The sequence below is a fragment of the Kribbella sp. NPDC026596 genome (assembly GCF_040638415.1).
Taxonomy (GTDB): domain Bacteria; phylum Actinomycetota; class Actinomycetes; order Propionibacteriales; family Kribbellaceae; genus Kribbella.
In genome coordinates, this window is the sequence record NZ_JBEZYF010000039.1 from 16,354 (window position 1) to 35,500 (window position 19,147).

At 69.2% G+C, this 19,147-nt stretch carries 20 protein-coding genes; 8 read left to right on the top strand and 12 right to left on the bottom strand.

The genetic code is table 11. The features are described from left to right. Positions 1-93: 93 nt before the first annotated feature. Entirely contained in the window at positions 94-1,062 is a 969-nt protein-coding gene (locus tag AB0E63_RS28205) for a helix-turn-helix domain-containing protein (RefSeq protein WP_360372622.1), read from the bottom strand. A 102-nt stretch (positions 1,063-1,164) separates the two neighbouring features. Here AB0E63_RS28205 and AB0E63_RS28210 point away from each other — a divergent pair, with 102 nt between their 5' ends. From AB0E63_RS28210 to AB0E63_RS28235, 6 genes are all read left to right on the top strand, one after another. After that, a complete protein-coding gene (locus AB0E63_RS28210; protein WP_360372624.1) occupies positions 1,165-2,439 on the top strand; it encodes a CBS domain-containing protein in 1,275 nt (424 codons plus the stop codon). After that, on the top strand, positions 2,429-2,959 hold the full coding sequence (locus tag AB0E63_RS28215; protein ID WP_360372627.1) for a DUF1003 domain-containing protein: 531 nt from the start codon (positions 2,429-2,431) through the stop codon (positions 2,957-2,959). Before AB0E63_RS28210 ends, AB0E63_RS28215 begins: the two co-directional genes overlap by 11 nt. Positions 2,960-3,008: 49 nt before the next feature. Beyond that, positions 3,009-3,908, top strand: a complete 900-nt coding sequence (gene htpX / locus AB0E63_RS28220) for a zinc metalloprotease HtpX (protein WP_360372631.1) — start codon at positions 3,009-3,011, stop codon at positions 3,906-3,908. 4 nt (positions 3,909-3,912) lie between these two features. Then, positions 3,913-4,476: a hypothetical protein gene (locus tag AB0E63_RS28225; RefSeq protein WP_360372634.1), complete on the top strand. Its 564-nt coding sequence runs from the start codon at positions 3,913-3,915 to the stop codon at positions 4,474-4,476. A 105-nt stretch (positions 4,477-4,581) separates the two neighbouring features. After that, positions 4,582-5,727 carry an Mrp/NBP35 family ATP-binding protein gene (locus AB0E63_RS28230; protein ID WP_360372637.1) on the top strand — a complete coding sequence of 382 codons (1,146 nt, stop codon included), beginning with the start codon at positions 4,582-4,584 and terminating at the stop codon, positions 5,725-5,727. Positions 5,728-5,795: 68 nt separating this feature from the next. Beyond that, entirely contained in the window at positions 5,796-6,890 is a 1,095-nt protein-coding gene (locus AB0E63_RS28235; protein ID WP_360372640.1) for a GNAT family N-acetyltransferase, read from the top strand. Here AB0E63_RS28235 and AB0E63_RS28240 read toward each other — a convergent pair. Beyond that, positions 6,863-7,243, bottom strand: a complete 381-nt coding sequence (locus AB0E63_RS28240; RefSeq protein ID WP_360372643.1) for a hypothetical protein — start codon at positions 7,241-7,243, stop codon at positions 6,863-6,865. The two genes, AB0E63_RS28235 and AB0E63_RS28240, sit on opposite strands and share 28 nt — an antisense overlap. Before the next feature lie 29 nt (positions 7,244-7,272). Here AB0E63_RS28240 and AB0E63_RS28245 point away from each other — a divergent pair, with 29 nt between their 5' ends. Beyond that, complete coding sequence (locus tag AB0E63_RS28245) at positions 7,273-7,500, top strand: hypothetical protein (protein WP_360372645.1); 228 nt, start codon at positions 7,273-7,275, stop codon at positions 7,498-7,500. Here AB0E63_RS28245 and AB0E63_RS28250 read toward each other — a convergent pair. The 7 genes from AB0E63_RS28250 to AB0E63_RS28280 form a co-directional block, all read right to left on the bottom strand. Then, a complete protein-coding gene (locus tag AB0E63_RS28250) occupies positions 7,497-7,838 on the bottom strand; it encodes a sec-independent translocase (protein WP_360372648.1) in 342 nt (113 codons plus the stop codon). The two genes, AB0E63_RS28245 and AB0E63_RS28250, sit on opposite strands and share 4 nt — an antisense overlap. Positions 7,839-7,939: 101 nt before the next feature. After that, positions 7,940-9,304 carry a trypsin-like peptidase domain-containing protein gene (locus AB0E63_RS28255; RefSeq protein WP_360372650.1) on the bottom strand — a complete coding sequence of 455 codons (1,365 nt, stop codon included), beginning with the start codon at positions 9,302-9,304 and terminating at the stop codon, positions 7,940-7,942. 186 nt (positions 9,305-9,490) lie between these two features. After that, the gene (locus tag AB0E63_RS28260) at positions 9,491-10,546 is read right to left on the bottom strand and encodes a transcriptional regulator (protein WP_360372653.1); all 1,056 of its coding nucleotides are present in this window, start codon (positions 10,544-10,546) and stop codon (positions 9,491-9,493) included. A gap of 3 nt (positions 10,547-10,549) precedes the next feature. Then, positions 10,550-11,161 (bottom strand): zf-HC2 domain-containing protein, encoded by a 612-nt coding sequence (locus AB0E63_RS28265; protein WP_360372656.1) that lies wholly within the window; start codon positions 11,159-11,161, stop codon positions 10,550-10,552. Continuing rightward, on the bottom strand, positions 11,158-11,826 hold the full coding sequence (gene sigE / locus AB0E63_RS28270; RefSeq protein WP_360372659.1) for an RNA polymerase sigma factor SigE: 669 nt from the start codon (positions 11,824-11,826) through the stop codon (positions 11,158-11,160). Before sigE ends, AB0E63_RS28265 begins: the two co-directional genes overlap by 4 nt. Positions 11,827-11,976: 150 nt before the next feature. Then, complete coding sequence (locus AB0E63_RS28275) at positions 11,977-12,198, bottom strand: biotin/lipoyl-binding carrier protein (RefSeq protein ID WP_360372662.1); 222 nt, start codon at positions 12,196-12,198, stop codon at positions 11,977-11,979. Between the two features lie 105 nt (positions 12,199-12,303). Beyond that, on the bottom strand, positions 12,304-15,381 hold the full coding sequence (locus AB0E63_RS28280) for a sugar-binding protein (protein WP_360372665.1): 3,078 nt from the start codon (positions 15,379-15,381) through the stop codon (positions 12,304-12,306). Positions 15,382-15,480: 99 nt separating this feature from the next. Here AB0E63_RS28280 and AB0E63_RS28285 point away from each other — a divergent pair, with 99 nt between their 5' ends. Continuing rightward, complete coding sequence (locus AB0E63_RS28285; RefSeq protein WP_360372668.1) at positions 15,481-16,476, top strand: LacI family DNA-binding transcriptional regulator; 996 nt, start codon at positions 15,481-15,483, stop codon at positions 16,474-16,476. On the opposite strand, the gene AB0E63_RS28290 is transcribed toward AB0E63_RS28285, so the two are convergent. From AB0E63_RS28290 to AB0E63_RS28300, 3 genes are read right to left on the bottom strand one after another with little or no spacing between them, the layout of a single operon-like run. Further along, positions 16,449-17,318: an NAD(P)-dependent oxidoreductase gene (locus AB0E63_RS28290; protein ID WP_360372671.1), complete on the bottom strand. Its 870-nt coding sequence runs from the start codon at positions 17,316-17,318 to the stop codon at positions 16,449-16,451. The two genes, AB0E63_RS28285 and AB0E63_RS28290, sit on opposite strands and share 28 nt — an antisense overlap. Continuing rightward, on the bottom strand, positions 17,315-18,199 hold the full coding sequence (locus tag AB0E63_RS28295; protein WP_360372674.1) for a carbohydrate ABC transporter permease: 885 nt from the start codon (positions 18,197-18,199) through the stop codon (positions 17,315-17,317). The genes AB0E63_RS28290 and AB0E63_RS28295 overlap by 4 nt, the downstream gene beginning before the upstream one ends. Further along, the gene (locus AB0E63_RS28300) at positions 18,196-19,146 is read right to left on the bottom strand and encodes a sugar ABC transporter permease (RefSeq protein WP_360372677.1); all 951 of its coding nucleotides are present in this window, start codon (positions 19,144-19,146) and stop codon (positions 18,196-18,198) included. The genes AB0E63_RS28295 and AB0E63_RS28300 overlap by 4 nt, the downstream gene beginning before the upstream one ends. Between the last annotated feature and the right edge of the window lies 1 nt (position 19,147).

Genomic DNA, 19,147 nt, shown 5'->3' on the forward strand with positions numbered 1-19,147 from the left:
GAACTCGCAGATCTCCCGCATTACATGTGCGCCTGGTCACCCGAGGCCATCGATTGCGCTGGCGCAAAGCTGACACGGCCAATCCGGCCAGGTTCAGAGCCAGCCGCGCTCGCGGGCGTGCCAGCCGAGCTGCAGCCGGGACCTCGAGTTGGTCTGCTCCATCAGCACCTGGACCCGGCGGGCCACCGTTCGTCTGCTGACCCCCAGTCGCGCACCGGCCGCGTCGTCGGTGAGTCCGGCGACCAGGAGGGACAACAGGTGCCGGTCCTCCGCGGACATCGTGGCCTCGGCGGACAGTCCGTCCGACTCGGTCACCGACAGCGGACTCGCCCTGCTCCAGACGGTCTCGAACAGCGCGACCAGCGCGTCCAGCAGGCTGCACGGATGCACCAGCAGAGCCGCGTCGTGGGCCGGCGTCGCCCAGTCCAGCGGCAGCAGCGCGAGCTCCCGGTCCGCCACGGCCAGTTTGGTCGGCAGATCGTCCGCGATCCGCGCTTGCTCACCGGCCCGGACATGGCTGACCGCGCTGGCCGAGAGCACCGCGTCGGCCAGCGCCGAACTGTCGTAGACGACCCGATAGACGACGCCGTCGGCCTGCCGGTCGAGCTGGGTCCGGTTCACCTCGGCGGATGCGGCGTACGGCGGGGCGACCAGCTCCCGCATGTCCTTGCGAGCCGTCCGCTGCACCCGGTCGAACGCCAGACCGACCGCGGTCTGCCCGGTGACGATCTCGATCAGCTCCTCGGTCCGTCGGTCGCCGGCCTGGTTGAACGCCGCGGCCGTCAGCCGGTACGCCGCCTCCCGGGTGCGCTGCAGCTCCTGCTCGTGCCGCTCGATCATCTGCTCGACGGCGAGCTCCGGCGGCACCGGCACGACCAGCTCGCGGGGCGGCGGCGTACGGTGCACGAACCCCTCGATCTGCAGCAGATCGACCGCTCGGCGCACCTCCTCCACCGGCCGCCCGACCCGCCCGGCCAGTTCCTCGACCGTGGCGGCCCCGTCCCGGACCAGCGCCAGGTACGTCGCCTCGTTCTCCGCCCCGAGCCCACCAGACCCCAGCATGCGCCCGCCCCAGTCTCGAAGGTGCCGAACTCGCCTGGCCGGAAGTCTACGGTTCCGACGCGGTGCCGAGGCCTGGGGAACGTGGCGGGTTAGCCTTCGAACATGAGTGGCTCACCGTCGCGCGTCTATGTCGCCCGGCTGGCCGGTCTCCCGGTGTACGACCCGAATGGGGACCAGGTCGGCAAGGTGCGCGATGTCGTGGCGATGATGCGGCAAGGCACCCAGCCGCCCCGAGTGCTCGGTCTGGTGGTGGAGGTGTTCACCCGGCGCCGGATCTTCGTGCCGATGACCCGGGTGACGTCCGTCGACGTCGGGCACGTCGTCACCACCGGTCTGGTCAATATGCGGCGGTTCGAGCAGCGACAGACCGAGGTACTGGTGCTCGGCGAGATGCTGGACCGCACTGTCACCATCCGCGAGACCGAGGCGACCGCGGTCGTGTTCGACATGGCTATGGAGCAGAGGCGGACGCGAGACTGGGTGCTGTCAAAGGTGGCGGTGCGAGAGCCCACCAAACGGTTCCGGCGGCGCGGACAGTCGCACGTGCTCGACTGGGCCGACGTCAGTGGCTTCGCCCAGGTCGAGGAGGGGCAGGGCGCGACGCACATCCTGGCCGCGTTCGAGTCGATGAAGGCCGCGGACCTGGCCGGCGTACTGCACGAGTTGTCTCCCAAGCGGCGCAAGGAGATTGCGGCCGCCCTGAACGACGAGCGACTGGCCGATGTGCTGGAGGAACTGCCCGAGGACGACCAGGTGGAGATCCTGGCCGGTCTGGACACCGAGCGGGCCGCGGACGTGCTCGAGGAGATGTCACCGGATGACGCGGCCGACCTGATCGCCGAGTTGCCGACGGACACCGCGGAGCGCCTGCTGACGCTGATGGAGCCGGACGAGGCGGAGGACGTACGGCGGTTGCTCACGTACGAGGAACGCACTGCCGGCGGACTGATGACGTCGGAGCCGGTCATCCTGCCGGCCGACGCCACCGTGGCGGATGCACTCGCCCACGTGCGGAACGCGGAGCTGAGCCCGGCACTGGCCGCCATGATCTACGTCTGCCGGCCACCGCTGGAGACTCCGACCGGACGGTTCATCGGAGTCGGCCACATCCAGCGACTACTGCGCGAACCACCGTCCGAGCTGGTGTCCGCCGCATTGGACACCGATCTGGACGGACTGCGGCCGGACGACAGCCTGACCGCGGTCAGCAAGTACCTGGCCACCTACAACCTGGTCGCGGCACCAGTGCTCGACGACGAGGGCCGGCTGCTCGGTGCGGTCACGGTCGACGACGTCCTCGACCACTTGCTGCCCGACGACTGGCGTGAACCGGATCAGCCCAGCGATGCCCAGGAGGTGGACCACGATGCCTCGTGACGACCGCAGCACCGACGACCGCCGCCTCCGCAGTACCGCGCGACTCGATGTGCCGCGGGACTGGCGACGTACGTTCGTACCGCGGCCGACGTACGACGCCGACGCGTTCGGGCGGCTGTCGGAGCGGATCGCCCGTTTCCTCGGCACCGGACAGTTCCTGGTCTACATGACCGCGACGATCCTGTTCTGGGTCGCCTGGAACATCTTCGCGCCGGCGAGCGTGCGCTTCGACCAGTACCCGTTCATCTTCCTGACGCTGGCGCTCAGTCTGCAGGCGTCGTACGCCGCTCCGCTCATCCTGCTCGCGCAGAACCGGCAGGAGGCTCGCGACCGGGTCCAGTACGAGCGCGACCGCGACGTCGACTCGCGGACGCGCGCCGACATGGAGTTCCTGGCCCGGGAGATGGCGTCGCTGCGGATGGCCGTCGGCGAGGTCGCCACCCGTGATTTCCTCCGCTCCGAGCTCCGCTCGTTGCTCGCCGATCTCGACCTGAAGAGCCGCGAGGACGACCGCGTTTGAGCTCTTCGGAGCCGAGCTACGCTCGTTGTCAGGTGAGAGAGGACGTTGAATGAAGACTCGATTCGCGCCGGACCGGGGGCTGTCCAGGCGGATGGTGCTCACGAGCTTCCTGCTCGGTCTGCTGTACGTCGGTTTCGTGGCACTGCTGATCGCGCTGACCAGCAGCGCCGTACTGGCGATCATCATCGCGGGCGGCGCGTTGTTCGTGCAGTACTGGTTCTCCGACCGGATCGCGCTGTACGCGATGCGCGGGCGGATCGTCACGCCGGAGGAGGCTCCGCAGCTGCACGGCGCGATCGACCGGCTGTGCGCACTGGCCGACATGCCGAAGCCGCGGGTGGCCATCGCGGACGTCGACCTGCCGAACGCTTTCGCCACTGGCCGGAACCCGAACAACGCGGTCGTCTGCGTGACGACCGGGATCATGCGCCGGCTGGACGCGGACGAGCTCGAGGGTGTGCTGTCGCACGAGCTCTCGCACGTCGCGCACCGGGACGTCGCCGTGATGACGATCGCGTCGTTCCTCGGCGTACTGGCCGGCTTGATCACCCGCTTCGGCCTGTACGGCGGCCTGGGGCGGAACCGTGACCAGAACACCGCGGTCATCGTGCTCACGGTCATCGCGGTGTCCATCGCCGTGTACGCGATCTCGTTCCTGCTGACCCGGGCACTCTCGCGCTACCGCGAACTGGCGGCGGACCGGGCCGGAGCGATGCTGACCGGAAGACCGTCCGCACTGGCGTCGGCGCTGACGAAGATCAGCGGGGACATCGCGCGGATACCGTCGCGCGACCTGCGGCAGGCGGAGGCGTTCAACGCCTTCTTCTTCGCGCCCGCGATCTCCGGCAAGGGCGCGAGCCTGTCGTCGCTGTTCTCCACCCACCCGCCGCTGGAGAAGCGACTCGACCGCCTCGGTGTGCTGTCCCGCGAGCTGGGCGAGCAAGCTTAGACCTATGGGCCTTCTCGACATCCTGCTCGGCAGGAGCAAAGCCGTCCCGCCGAACCTCGATCAGCTGTTCTCGCTTCCGTCGGCCGCGATCACCTTGGAGACCGCGGCCGGCTACCGCCCGACCGGCAGTGGTTCGGTCTGCTTCAAGGCGGCCGAGGGTGGTGGTTTCTCGACGCTGCGCGAGGAGGTCGACAAACTGCTCGCCCTCGACGACGGGAAGTTCACCACCCACACGGACTCCTACGGCTTCACCTGGCTGGTCCGCGAGACCTCGCCCGACGACCTCGAGGGCCTCGTGACCGACCTCCACGCCGTCAACACGTCCCTGGTTGACGCCGGCTTCGGCTCGGCCCTGCTGTGCACTCTGATCGCCTTCACCAACGGCTCGAAGTCGATGGGCCTGGTCTACCTCTACAAACGCGGCTCCTGGTACCCGTTCGTCCCCACCGGGGCTGACCGCCGCGACAACGCCACCGAACTCCAACTCCGCTCGATCATCGGCACGGACCTCCGCATGGAACAAGACCTCTCCCGCTGGTTCCCCGTCTACGGAGCCCCCGGCCTCTAACCCCACCGCGCCGTACCGTCCTGTGACCGCGTGGGAGTGGGTTGTTGGGGGTATGTCACATAGACCGGGGTCGGGTTGGGGTGTTGGAGCACGTAGCCTTGGGGTATGGCTCCCACTGCTGATCAGGTGACCACGGCGCTCGGTGGTGTGCTGGATCCGGAGATCAAAAAGCCGATCACGGACCTCGGCATGGTCGAGTCCGTCGTCGTGCGCGACGACGGCGTCGTCGCCGTCCGGATCCTGCTGACCGTCGCGGGCTGTCCGATGAAGGACACGCTCCGGCGCGACACCACGGCCGCGGTCAGCAAACTCGACGGCGTCACCGGGGTCGAGATCGACCTCGGCGTGATGTCGGCCGAGCAGCGGGCGGCCCTGCAGACCCAACTCCGCGGCGGCGTCGCGGAGAAGGAGATCCCGTTCTCCCGGCCAGACTCGCTGACCAAGGTGTTCGCGATCGCGTCCGGCAAGGGCGGCGTCGGCAAGTCGTCGGTCACCGTGAACCTCGCGGTCGCGATGGCCAAGCAGGGGTTGTCGGTCGGCGTCCTGGACGCGGACATCTACGGGCACTCGGTGCCGGCCATGTTCGGGGTCGCGGACGAGCGGCCGACCGCGGTGGACGACATGATCATGCCGGTGCCCGCGCACGGCGTGAAGGTGATCTCGATCGGCATGCTGAAGCCGAAGCGGGACCAGGTGGTCGCGTGGCGCGGCCCGATCCTGGACCGCGCGCTCGTCCAGATGCTGGCGGACGTGTACTGGGGCGACCTCGACGTACTGCTCCTCGACCTCCCGCCCGGCACCGGCGACATCGCGATCTCGGTCGGTCAGCGGCTGACCAGCGCCGAGGTGATCGTGGTGACGACGCCGCAGGAAGCCGCCGCCGAGGTGGCCGAGCGGGCCGGCACGATGGCGCAGATGGTGCACCAGCGGGTCGCGGGCGTGGTCGAGAACATGTCGTTCCTGCCGTGTCCGCACTGCGGTCCCGAGCACCGGATCGAGATCTTCGGCACGGGCGGTGGGACGCGAGTCGCGGAGACGCTGTCGGCGCGCCTCGGGTACAACATCCCGCTGCTGGGTGAGATCCCCCTCGATGAGCGACTGCGCAGCGGTGGCGACCTCGGCAACCCGCTGGTCACCGCCGACCCGGACACCCCGGCCGCGCAGGTCCTCGACCGGATCGCCGCCAAACTCGGCGGCCGCCCCCGTGGCCTCCTGGGTCGCCAACTGGGCCTCTCCCCCGCCGGCCGCTGACCTCGCCGCATCCGCGGAGCCGTACGCGCGGTTCCGCCAAGACCCTCGGTGGTTGTTGACTAGGCCGGGTGCCGATTCCCGCAGAGCACCCGGTCCTGACCGACGGCGTCGTGACGCTTCGAGCGCCGCGCCCTGACGACATCCAAGGCCAGATCGACCGCCAGGCCGAACAGCCCGGCCGCCGCTTCGGCGCCGAGGACGCCCGGCGGTGGATCACCTACGGCATCACCGAGGCCTGGGCGAAGCACGAGCGGCTCCTGTTCATCATCGAGTACGGCGGCCGGTACGCCGGATCCGTCGCACTGGAGCCCGACACCGACGGCAACGCGCGGGTGCATTACAGCCTGTCGCGCTGGGCTCAGGGTGCCGGCGTGAGCAGCCGATCGGTGCGGCTGTTGCTGGAGTTCGGCTTCACCACCTGCGGGTTTCATGTCATCCACTGGTGGGCGCGGGTCGGCAACTGGCCGTCGCGCCGGGTGGCGTGGGCGACCGGCTTCCGGTTCGGCGAGACCATTCCCGCGTTGGCAGAGGAAGGCGGCGAGCGGGTGGATGCCTGGACGGCCTGGATCGGGCCGAAGGATGCGCGGGAGCCGAGGAGGCCGTGGTTCGAGCACCCGGTGCTCGAGACGCCGCGGCTGACGTTGCGGACGTGGCGGGAGGACGAGGTCGCGCGGATCACGACGGCTCGCACCAACCAGGCGACCGCGCACTTCCTGCCGTTCATCCCGCAGCCGTTCACCGCCGAGGACGCGCGGTTCTGGCTGAAGGACATGGCCGAACAGGCCGCCACCGGCCGAAGGTTCAACTGGTGCGTGGCGGACGCCGAGACCGGCCAAGGGCTGGGCAACCTCACCCTGTTCGGGATCCACTACGACTCTGTGCGTGACGGCGAGCTCGGCTACTGGTTGCATCCTGACGCACAGGGCCGCGGCGTGATGACCGAGGCGATCGAGCGGGTTGCCGAGTGGTACTTCACCCCGGAGAACGACGGCGGGTTCGGCGGCCGCAGGCTCTTCATCCGTACAGCGGCCTCCAACACAGCGGCCCGCCGGACCGCGGAAAAGGCCGGCTTCCAGCTGACCGGCACCGAACGCGAAGCCTTCCCACTCTCGACCCACCTCGACGGCAAGGTCACCTACGACCTCTTGGCCACAGACCGCTGACGGAACAGCTGGGCCACCGCGACCGCGCCGGCCACAGCAGGGAGCAGAGCGAGGACGCCCCAGAGCGGTGTGAACGGGTGCACGCCGTACTCGGAGGAGACCAGCAGGAGTACGCCGAGAGTCGCCGTGAGCAGGACGGCGAGGACGCCGAGGCTAGCCGCGATCAGGCGACGTGAACGGGCGAGGCCCGCCACCAGGAGCCAGAGCAGGCCATCGAGTACGGCGACGCCGTACAGCAGGCCGTAGAGCGCCCCTTCGGACGCGTGCTTGCCATGCTGCGCGTAGGCGGTGGTGGCGTGGTCTGCCAGGGTCCGGCCGCCGGCCTGGTCGACAAGTGCGACCACGGCGAGCACGACCGAGAGTCCGACTGCCGTCCGTCCGGATGGCCTTCTGCGCCACTCTCGACCGCGCGGGCCGGCGCATCACCCCGCTGATGGCGCTCTCCGGCAGCCTGACCGAGACTCAGTCCCGCGTCGCCGCCAACGCGCTCGTCTTCGGCTACTTCGCCGCGTTGGAGCAGTGGTACCTCGACGGCGGCACCCAGCCGATCGCGACGTACGTCGAAGACGGCCTGGCCGCACTCCGACCGATCTGGGCGCCTCTGGACTAGGTCGACTCGGGGTCGTACGGCGGCTTCTGGCCGGCCGGGAGGCGTTGCGGGGCGGAGTCACTCAAGTCGGCGACGGGCTTGTCGTCGTCGTAGTCGTCGGAGCCCTCGAGCAGGTGCTTGCGGACGAAGTTCTTCGGGTTCAGGTCCTGCAGGTCGAGGTCGGCGAACTCGGGACCGAGCTCGTTGCGCAGATCGTTCTGCGCGTTGCTGACCATCTGGCGGACCTGGCGCAGCAGCTTGCCCGCCGTACGAGCGAACTCCGGCAGCCGATCCGGGCCGAAGACGAGCACGGCGACGATCGCGATCACGACCAGCTCGAGCGGCCCGATGCCGAACATGTCCCCACCTCTCTGTACGTCAGCCCCGACGCCGACCAGGGTATCCCGACTGTGGTCACGCCGCCTGCCGGGTCAGCCGATTCCGGACACCAGCGAAGGGCTCAGCCGATCTGCTGCGCCAGCGTGACCGTGGCTTCCCGGGGCTTGCCGCTGCGCTCGAACGTCAGCCGCACGCTCTCTCCCGGCTGATGGGTCCGGATCGCGACGATCAGCGCCTCCGCGGAATCCACGGTCTGGTTGTTGATCGACGTGATCACGTCACCGACCCGCATCCCGGCCCGCGCGGCCGGAGAGCCGGCATTCACCGCGCTCACCCGTGCACCGCCCTCGAACTGCATGTCCACGCTCGCCCCGATCACCGGGTACGACGCCACTCCGTTGGCGATCAGCTGCTGCGCCGTACGCCGGGCCTGGTCGATCGGGATCGCGAACCCGAGGCCGATGTTCCCGCTCTGCCCCTCCTCGGCCCCGCGGACGGTGGCGATCGCCGAGTTCACCCCGATCACCCGCGCGTTCATGTCGACCAGCGGGCCACCGGAGTTGCCCGGGTTGATCGCCGCGTCGGTCTGCAGGGCGTTGATGTACGACGTCTGGTCGGCACTCTCGCCCGTGGTCACCGGACGGTTCTTGGCCGAGATGATCCCCGACGTCACCGTGCCCGCCAGCCCGAGCGGCGAGCCGATCGCGACCACGTCCTGCCCGACGACCGCCAGGTCCGACCGGCCGAACTGCACCGACGGCGCGTCCAGCCCGACCACCTGCACGACGGCCAGGTCGTACGCCGGGGACCGGCCGACGAGCCGTGCGGTCGAGGTCTTGCCCTTCTCGGTGAGGACCTGGATCGAGCCGCCCTTGGCCGCGCCGGCGACGACGTGGTTGTTGGTCAGGATGTGCCCGGCGTTGTCGATCACGAACCCGGATCCGGTGGCGTCGGAGTTGTCCGCGCCCTCGACCTTCAGCTGGACGACGCTGGGCAGCAGGGTGGCGGCGACAGCGGAGACGGAACCGCTCCGGATCTTCGGGTTGGCGCCGGTCCCCACCGGCACGTTGGGCTGGTCGGCGACCGGGGTGCTGTTGTGGTCCAGCGCGACGACCGTCGCGGCCGCACCGGCACCGGCGATCACGCCGATCACCAGCGCGACGACGGCGGCGATGACGACGACCCGGTTGGCCTTCGGCGCCGGGGCCGGGGTGTACGCACGGGCCTGCTGCTGGTGCCAGTCGAGCGGCGGAGGCGGTGTGTACGCCGGCCGGTACGCCGGTTGCTGTGCCGGCCACGCCTGTCCCTGGTACACCGGCCGGAAGGTCGGCTCCTGCGGCTGCGGCTTGCCGAAGCTCCGCTGCGTCACGGACCGTCCGTTCGTCTGCCGGTACGGCGCGTCGCTGCCCGGCGTCCGCAGCGGGGCGCTCCCCGCGCCCGATGCCGGCGGCGCCAGCGAGGTCACCGGTGCGGAGCCGTTGGTCACGGGTGCGGAGCCGTTGGGCGCCGCAGGGGGATCGTCGGCGGTCGGAAGCGCTGCAGTGGGTTCCGAAGTTGGATTCGGAACTGTCGGCTCGGCGTCGTCGCTGATCACGGTCCCCGCCTCACGTCGTCGTCGTGGTCGTCGGTCGGGAGGTCCTGCTCGGGTGACGAGAGGCACTTCCAGATTCGATTATCCCAGTTTCGGCGAAAGCGCACCCATCGGAGTGAGCCAGGTCGCGATTTTCGCCAGCCCGGTCCCCATCCGCTGGATCGCGGAGAGCTTGACCGGAACGTCGTGCGGGAACGCCTGGACGACCTGCCCGAGCGTGTCCGGCGGCAGGTCCCCGATCAGGGTGTAGACGATCCCTCCGGACGACCAGACGACGTACGACGGCATTCCGTAGCGGAGGTAGACACCCGGGTTCCCGGTGCTGCTGAAGCCGGCCACGGCCGCCGGGTCCAGTGCTCCGCGCTGCTCGAAGAGTGACACGTTGAACAATCCGTCGGAGTACGAGAACTGCAGGGACCCGTTACTCGTGTCCTTGTGAACGTCGTACAGCTGCAGCGATGCGGGCAGCTCCGGCGCGCAGACCCAGCCCTCGGACCGCAGGTTGTCGACCTTGCCCAGACCGAGCGCTTCCACCCCGTTCGGCACCATCGGAGGCAGGTGGCTGATGAACTCCGTGTCCTCGATCTCCAGCTCGGTGAACACGGTCGCCCGGACCATGGTCTTGCCGTCCACGCTGAACAACTGCCGCTGCAGAAGCAGTCCGGTCGCCTTGTCGATCCAGAACCGTGCCGCCAGCATCTGGTCGGCCCGCAAGGCCTCCACGAGTACGGCGCTCCGCCCGATGGTGTCCGTGCAGCACTTGTAGACCAGCTGGTACGTCGCCTGCAGCAACGCCAGCGGTCCGCCGTCGATCGCCGCCCCCGTGGTCGTCGCGCGCTGCACGAAGGCCTTGGCGCCCGGTGCGGGTGACGAGCCGACCACACTGATCTCTGAGCCCTGTGACGCCGCGTGCACGATGTCGAGCATCGCCGAACTCGCGCCCTGCGGTCCCCAGGCGGTGATGATCTGCGTGCCGTGGTACGAGACCTGGTTCGGAGCCGCGGCGGCGCGCTTCAGCCAGCTGATCGCCAGCGGCGAGTCCGCACGCGTGGCGGCCGGCGCGGCGAAGGCGGGCATGGGCAGGCCGAAGCCGATCAGAGCGGTGCTGACCAGCACGGCGAGCCGGGAGAGGCTCACAGCTCAGCGTCCTGTCAGGGCCACCGGCTGCAGCGTCGGGTTCAGCCCTGCATACCCGGTCCCGTTGTAGGAGTTCAGTAGCGCGACCGGGTCGGCGAACGGCGCTCCGCCCGTCGTACTCGCGTGGTCGGAGGAGAAGCTCGCCACCGGCGGCTGCAGCGCGGGCGGCTGCTCGGACCGGGCCGGGTCTCCGACGACGAACGCCGTACCGAGCAGTGAGGCGACCGCGGCGGCCGAACCGGCCGCACCCAGTACGCCGGTGCGCCGACGGGACCGCGTGGTGCGCGGTGCGCCCGGCCGGGTGTCACCTGTACGCCCGGCCGGGAACGCGGACCGCTGCGGGAAGAGGGTGACGGCCGGCGTGAGCACCGGACGGATCTCCTCGCGCGGCTCTGGGGAGAACGACGAGACGCCCATCAGGCGCTGCATCAGGTCAGTGGAAGGGTCGGGCTGCTCCAGCGCCGCCATCCGGGCCTTGAGCCGGCGCTGTGCGTCCACCTCGGCGCGACAGGTGTCACAGCCGACCAGGTGGCTCAGCACCTTGTCACGGGAGTCGTGGTCGAGCGCGCCGTCGACGACGGCGCTGAGCTTGTCCATCGGGTGCTGAAGGCTCACCGGTGCTCACCTCCAGCGTCCAAGTGCCCTTCGGCGGGTGGGCCTCCGACCCGGGTCTGGCCGGACCGCGGGGCCCGGTGCTCCAGGTGCTTGCGCAGCATCGACCGGCCGCGGTGGATCCGGCTGCGGACCGTGCCGAGCTTCACGTCCAGGACATCCGCGATCTCGTCGTACGTCATGCCCTCGATGTCGCAGAGCACGACCGCGGCGCGGAAGTCCTCAGGCAGCGCGTCGAGCGCGTCCTGCACGTCGTGGTCGAACAGGTCGGAGTCCAGCTTCTCGGCCGGGCCCTCGCCCTTGGCCGGCAGCCGGTCGTGCGCGTCCTCCGGCAGGCCGTCGAAGCGGATCCGCTGCTTGCGGCGGGCGCCGTCCAGGAACAGGTTCGTGGTGATCCGGTACAGCCAGCCCTCGAAGGTGCCCGGCGTGTACGACGACAGCGAGCGGAAGACCCGGACGAAGACCTCCTGGGTCAGGTCCTCGGCGTCGTGCTTGTTCCCGGTCAGCCGGTACGCGAGCCGGTAGACCCGGGCGGAGTGGGTGCGGACGATCTCGTCCCACGACGGCAGCGCGTCCGGAACGGGCTGCAGCGCGGGCACCACTGAGGTGTCGGCCGGCTTCACCGCAACGCCTCCCTGGGTCCTCTCGGCAATAAGCGTGAAGGCCATGGTGCCGCGGTCACCGTCCTCTGCGCACGTCGGGAAGACCCGGGGAAAACCCTGAGTTCTTCGTACGACGGCTCAACGCGGCGCTCCAGCCGGAAGTTCCCGGCGGGTGCCCTCACCGGTAAAGACGCGTGGGCGGCCATTTCGGTTTAATCACTTCTCTTCTATGACAGCGATCGGGTCGCCGTCGCGGACCACTTCGCCCTCGACGACCCGCAGCTCGACGATGGTGCCGGAGACCTCGGCCAGCACCGGGATCTCCATCTTCATGGACTCCAGGATGACCAGGGTGTCGTCCGGCTCCACCGTGTCGCCGGCCCGGGCGGTGACCTTCAGCACATTGGCCACCAGCTCGGCCACCACGGTGTGACTCAACTCGCACTCCTCCGGTCCGGAACTCCCGCCTCGATCCTAGGCGGGGCGGACCAGACCGGCGTAGGTACCCCGGGGGCAGCTTCCGGGGCACCTACGCCGAGTTACTCACCCTGCACAGTTGATGGCCGGGTAGTTGAGGGTCAGGCGGGTGTACTGCGGTAATCCGTTGTTCCAGCGGTACGCCGCTGTGGTGAGCGATCCCGCGGCCAGCGACGTGCCGCCGGCCTGGAACGCGTGGTAAGCGCCCTTGCCGGCCGCGACCGACGAGATCTTCTGCTCACCGAGCGGAGTGGTGAAGCGGACGTCCATCGGCGCGGAGCCCGCGTTGTACGCGTAGACCGGCAGCACTGCCGAGCCACTCCAGCACTGCGGCCGTGCCGTCGTGGTGATACCGAAGGCCGCGTCCGTCGCGCTCGCCGGTGCCGCTGGTGTGGCGTCCAGCCGGATCGCGTTGAAGCCGGCCGGACTCTTCGCCTCCGCGACGCCAGTCCCCCACGTCAACCAGCCACGGCGGCCCGTGCCGTCGTTCTCGTTGACCACCACCGTCGTGGACAGCAACCGGTCGGCCGGCGCGAACTCCAGCGTGCTGAAGGGAATGGCGACCTCGTACGTCGTGGTGTGGGCCGCTGCATCACGCACAACCTTGGCCTGGACCCCCGGCGGCGTCCCGGCGAGCTCCACCGGAGTCCACCGCCACGTGTCCACCGTGCCTGCATCGGTCAGGGCGGCACCGATCTCCTGGATCCTGGTCGCCTCCCCCGGCGCACCGGCTGTCATGCCGATCTGCAGACCGTCCCCGCCCCAGATGTTGCCGTTGCGGTTGGGCTGCGAGAACACGTCGTCGGTCACCGTCGCGGACAGGTAGAGATTCTGATCGTCGTGGGTGAGCCACAGTGATCCGGACAGGTCGCTCGGTCCGCCCCAGCCCGTCACCGGTGGTGTCCCCGTGCCCTCCAACGCGATCGGCGTGACCTGACTCAACTCCGGATCGATCACCCCGTCGAGTGTCACGGTGTGCTCGGTCGCGACTGTCGGCGTACCGACGGGCTTGAGCTTGCCGGATGCCTTGAAGAAGCCGACGCCCGAGATCCGCAGACTGGCTGCCCAGTCCGACGCCGCCGTGACCGTGAGCGGTACGTCGGCCGACGCCGTACCGTGCGCTGCGATCGTGGTGCCACCCAGGAGCGTTCCCGATCCGGGACCGGACGCCCAGTCGAGTCCGGCGACCGTGTACGAGTGGGACGACGCGTTGGTGACGCGGAGCCGCAGCAGGTCCTGTCCGCTGGTGCTCAGCACGTGTGACCCGGTGACAGTCAACGGTGGGGTCGCCGTACCGCCGGTGCTAAGGAGTGCGGCCGGAACACCGTCAACGGTGACCTTGGCGGTGTACGTGCGGGCTCCGGTCGAGTTCTGAGCCGGGTAGGTGACCGGTGCGGACGCCGTACCAGCCGCAGGGACGTTGCCACTTGTCTGGCTTCCGCCCGCGTCGACAGTGAAGGCGTGTGCGGTCGAGTCAGGGTTCGTGAAGGTCAGGCTGCCGCTGACCGGGTCACCGGCGATTTCAGGAGTGACCGACAGGGCAAAGCGGTTCGACGGGGCCACGCCGCTGATGGCGCCGCGCAGGTACACCGGCTCGGGTCCTGCGGTCACCCAGACATGGCCGCCCGCATCCGCGGTCAGGTTGGTCACAGCGCCGTACATGCTCGTCACCTGGACGGTCGAGCCTGGTGGTGCCGCAGCGTTCACCAGTCCGGGTGTGGTGGACCAGACAGCGTGCACACTCTGTCCGCTACCGGCGTTGAAGGCGACGTCGTAGCCGTTGGTGCCGAACTTGGTCTGACCGATCAGCGGCAGCTCGTCGATCTGCCGGGCCAGTACGGCGGTGGCGGTGTACGACGGCTTCGGTACCAGGGCACCGCGGGTGTCCTGGCGGTTGCGGACCAGTCCGAAGCGGTGCTCGATGTTGGCCGGGTCGGTGCCCGAGTCCATGAAGTTGTAACCGCTGTAGCGAGCAACGCCGTTGCCGAAGGCAAGCAGCTCGCCGCGGACCAGGTCACGCGCCTGGACCGGCTCGCTGACCGCACTGGGGTTCGTTCCGGTCGCCCAGCCCTGCTCGGAGATGTAGATCGGCTTGGTCGAGCCGTGCGCGGCCATGATGCCGCGGATCGTGTTGACGTACGCGACCGACGCCTCCGGGTCGTTCGGCTGCACGTACGGGTGGATGGTGACCGCGTCGACGTAGTCCAGGCCACCCAGGTCCGCGAACCGGGTGAACCAGGCCTGCCAGTCCGAGATGACTGCCAGCGACGGACCGGTGAGCTTGACGTCCGGGTGCGTCGCCCGGATCGCCGGGCTGACCATCTTCAGCAAAGCGACGTAGTTGTCGGCGGTGCCACCAGCAGCGCCGTCCAGGTCACGCCAGTTCCACTCGTTCCACAGCTCGTACGTCGTGTGCGCCGTACCGAACTCGTCGACCGCGGCCACGGCGTACCGGGTGAAGGCCTGTCGCTGCTCGTCGGTCGACGGCGCCTCATCCGGGTAGTAGAGCGTGTTTCCGTAGTCGAGGATGTTCAGGAAGTCGACGTTGTTCGCGTCCAGCGCGGCCTTGTAGTCCTTGACCTTCTGCGGGAACTGGATCACACCCTTCGTGGTCTCAGCGCTGGCCCAGAACGCCTCGTCCCGCGCGGTCGAGATACCACCGATCGCCAGCAATGGCACGGAGTCGAGGCCCGGGTTGGCGCCACTGCTGAAGCCCAGACCGGTGGCGACACCGATCCGGGTGTCGGTCGAGGTGGAGAAGTCGTGCGGCGTGAGTACGGAGAAGTCCGTGCCGCCGTTGGTCACCCAACCGTCGGAGGCTGTCGCAGTGAGGTCGACCTGGTACCAGCCCGGCGTACCGATCGAGAGGGCGAGCTGGCCGTTCAGCGACGCGGCCGAGGCCGAGCCCTTGGCGACCTCGGTGCCGGTCGCGTCCCGCACGGTCCAGCCGACCGTTGCGGCGTCAGTGGTGAAGCCGAGCTTGACCTGCTGACCGACGGTGAACGCGTTGCCGACCGTGGTCGGCACGATGGTCAGCGCCGGGGCCGCAGCGGCGGCCGGCAGGGCGGTGGGGATCTGTAATACGGCGGCCAGCAACAAGCCGACCGTGAGAAGACCGACTGCGCCGAAGCGGCGACGGGTCATAGAGTTCTCCTCCCAGGTATGCGAAAGCGGTTTCGCAAATCACACCTTGATACCCGGCGAGCCCGCTGTCAACGGCTCATCACTGACTACGATGAGCAGATGGCCGACCAGCTGATCACCTTGTCCGACGTGGCCGCTGCCGCGGGGGTGTCGCTGTCGACCGCCTCGAAGGCGCTCAACGGCACCGACCGGATCTCGGAGGCGACCCGCCAGCACGTCCGTGTCACCGCGGACCGGCTCGGGTTCCGGCACAACGCGCTGGCCCGGTCCTTCGCCCGCGGCCGGAGCCAGACGATCGGCGTCCTGACGCACCGCGCCTCGAACCCGTTCACCCGGGTCGTGCTGGCCACCGCCGCCACCGAGCTCGGCGCCAAGGAACAGGCGATCCTGCTGTACGACGCCCGGATGGACGAGCAGGACGTCACCGAGAGCATCCTGCAACTGCGGGCCCGCCGGATCGACGGCGTGATCGTGATCGGTACGGGTACGTCGTTCCCGACCCCGTCACTCACCAGCCGGTTCGAGGTCCCGGTGATCTACGCGTTCACCTTCACCGAGGACCCGGATGACGTCACCATCACCTCGGACGACATCGCGATCGGCCGGCTGGCCGCGACCCACCTGCTGTCGACCGGCCGTCGCCGGATTGCCCACATCACCGCGGAACCAGGCGACAACGCCGCGCAGCGCCGGGCGGCGGGCGCCGGTGAGGTCCTCGCCGACGCCGGACTCGAGTGGGCCACGCCGGTGCGCTTCGGCCGCTGGCGGGAGGACTGGGGCGAGGAGGCCGCCGGCGAGGTGCTGGCCGAGGTGCCCGACGTCGACGCGATCTTCTGTGGCAGTGACGCGATCGCCCGCGGCGCGGAGCGCGTCATCCGCGCGAGCGGCCGGCAGGTGCCCGGCGACGTGGGCCTGATCGGCGTCGACAACTGGGAACGCCTGATGCACGACCAGCGCGTCCGCCGCCACCTGACCACGATCGACGTCGGACTCGAGGAGATCGGCCGCCTGGTCGCCGCCCGCCTCCTCGAACCCGACCCCCGGCCCGGCATCCAGTACGTCGCTCCTCAGCTGGTCATCGCCGAAACCGTCTGACCGTCCTCGTGGATGGAGTAGTGCGGGGTGAAGCCGAGGAGGTCTCGGGCTCGGGACGTGTCGACCAAGGCGGTGCGTCCGGGGACGGGACGGCGTACCGGGACTGTGGGGGCGTACTCGCGCAGTAGCTCATTCGTCGGCCGGTCGATCAGGATGTCGTCGGCGGCCAGGCCGACCACGTGGGCGCCGGTCGCCGGTGACTCGAGCGCCGCGATGATCGCCCGGACGCCGTCCCGCAGGTCGAGGTAGGCCCAGCCCTCACGCGCCATCGTGGACGGATCGCGTTCCGCGTTGGCCGCGAACTTGAACAACTGCTCGCGCGTCTTCACCAGCGGAAAGCGCAGCGCGATCACGTTGGTCCCCCACCGCCGCCAGGCCATCCGGGCACTCTGCTCGTCGACGCTCTTCGACAGCGAGTACGCGTCGGAGATGTCGGCGTGCACGTCCTCGTCGAGCGGGTAGTACGCCGGCACCACCGGGTTCACGTTCATCGGTACGCCGAACGCGTTGATACTGCTCGCGATCACGGCCCGGCGGATCCCCCGCTGCCCGGCCTGCGCGAGTACGTTGAACGTCGCCGCCACATTGTTCTCGAACACCTCCTCCGGCGTCCCCAGGCTCGGATGCGGGATCGCGGCCAGATGCAGTACGGCGTCCACCTCGTCGAGCGCGGCCACGACATCGGCCGATGATCGGGCGTCACCGACCAGCGGGCGGTCCGCCGTACTCGCCTGGTCGTAGCGCAGCGAGAGGCCGGTGACGTCGTACCCAGCCGCCCGCAGGCCGTCGACCGCCGCCCGGCCGATCGATCCGTCCGCGCCGGTGACCAGGACCCGCCTCACGCCTTGATCCCTCCGGACAGGCCGACGCCACGCAGAAACGCCCGCTGGAAGACCAGGAACAAGGCCACCGGGATCAGCAGGGCCAGGAACAGGCCCGCCAACTGGATGTTGAGCTCCGTCACCTTGGCGATCTTCGGCAACGCCACCGAGACCGGCTGCAGATCCGGATTGGTCAGCACCAGCAGAGGCCACAAATAGTCCTTCCAGGAAGAGATGATGCTGAGCAGCACGACCACACCGAGGATCGGACGCGACAGCGGGAGCACGAGCGAGGTGAAGACCCGCAGCGACCCGGCCCCGTCGATCCGGGCCGCCTCGAAGTACTCGCGCGGGATGCCGTCGAAGAAGCGCTTCACGATCAGCACGTTGAACGCACTGGCCGCGGGCGGCAGCCAGACCGCCCAGAACGTGTTGGTCAGGTTGGTGTGCACCACCGGCAGCTTCAGCACGGTCAGGTACAGCGGGACCAGCGAGACGATGTGCGGCACGAACAGCGTGACCAGGATCGCCGCCGACAACCACGGTCCCCAGCGCGGCCGGAGCACGCTGAGCACGTAGCCGGCCGTCGTACAGATGATCAGCGACGCGAGCGCCGTACCCGCCGCGATGATGGCGGTGTTGCCGAGGTAGTAGCCGATATGGCCTTGCTGCCAAGCGGTTGCGAGGTTCTGCCACTGCACCTCACCGGACGGGAACAACGCGAGCGGGTGCCGGATGCTGTCCTGGGTCGGCGAGATCGCTGCCTTGAGCAACCACAGGAACGGTCCGAGGCCGGCCACCAGCAGCCCGGCGAACACCACGACCTGACCGATGACGAATGGCACCCGGATACGGGACTCTTTGCGGTCGGAGTTCGACAGCGCACCGCGTTCGTCACTCACTCGGAGCTCCAGCCACGCGTGGCGAACTGGAAGACCGCCGACATCACACCGAGTGCCACCGCCAGGAGCACACTCAACGCCGTTGCGGCGCCATAGTCACCGTTGACGAAGGCGTAGTTGTAGATCAGCAGCAGGATCGTCATGGTCGCGCCCTGTGGCCCTCCCCCGGTGAACAACAGAGGCTCGGTGAACAGCTGCATGGTGCCGATGACCTGCAAGAGCAGCATCAGGAGCAGTACGCCGCGCAGGTGCGGCAGCATCACGTGCCACACGCGCCGGAACACGCCGGCACCGTCCAGCTCGGCCGCCTCGTAGAGATCGGCCCGGACCGAGGTCAGTGCGGCCAGGTAGATGATCACTGCGTTGCCCGCACCGGCCCATGTCGCCTCCAGCACGATCGACGGCATCGCCGACGACGGACTGTCGAGCCAGAGGTACGGTCCGAGCCCGAACACCCCGAGGATGCTGTTGAACATCCCGTTCGAGGACGGGTCGTAGAAGAACCGCCACAACAGGATCGCCACCACCGGCGGAGTGATCACCGGCAGGTAGGCGAGCGTCGTGTAGGCCCAGGACCGGCCGCGCAGCTCGGACAGGAACATCGCCAGCAGGATCGGCAGTGGGAAGCCGAACAGCAGCGCCAGCAGGGTGAACCAGACCGTGTTCACGGTCGCCTGACCGACCGCGGGGTCGGTCAGGACGTACCGGAAGTTCTCCAGACCGACCCACTTGACCGGGTCGATCAGGTTGGTCTGCTGCAGGCTCATCACCAGCCCGCGGACGATCGGGCCCCAGGAGAAGACCAGAAAGATCAGGAGCACCGGCAGCGCGAACAGCACTGCCGGGATGCCGTTCCGGGCCCGGCGGAGCAGGATCCAGGCCGGCCGCCGGGCCACGCTGCGGGAGCGCAGCCCGGTGGTCGTGCCGGTTGTCGTTGCGGTGGGCAAC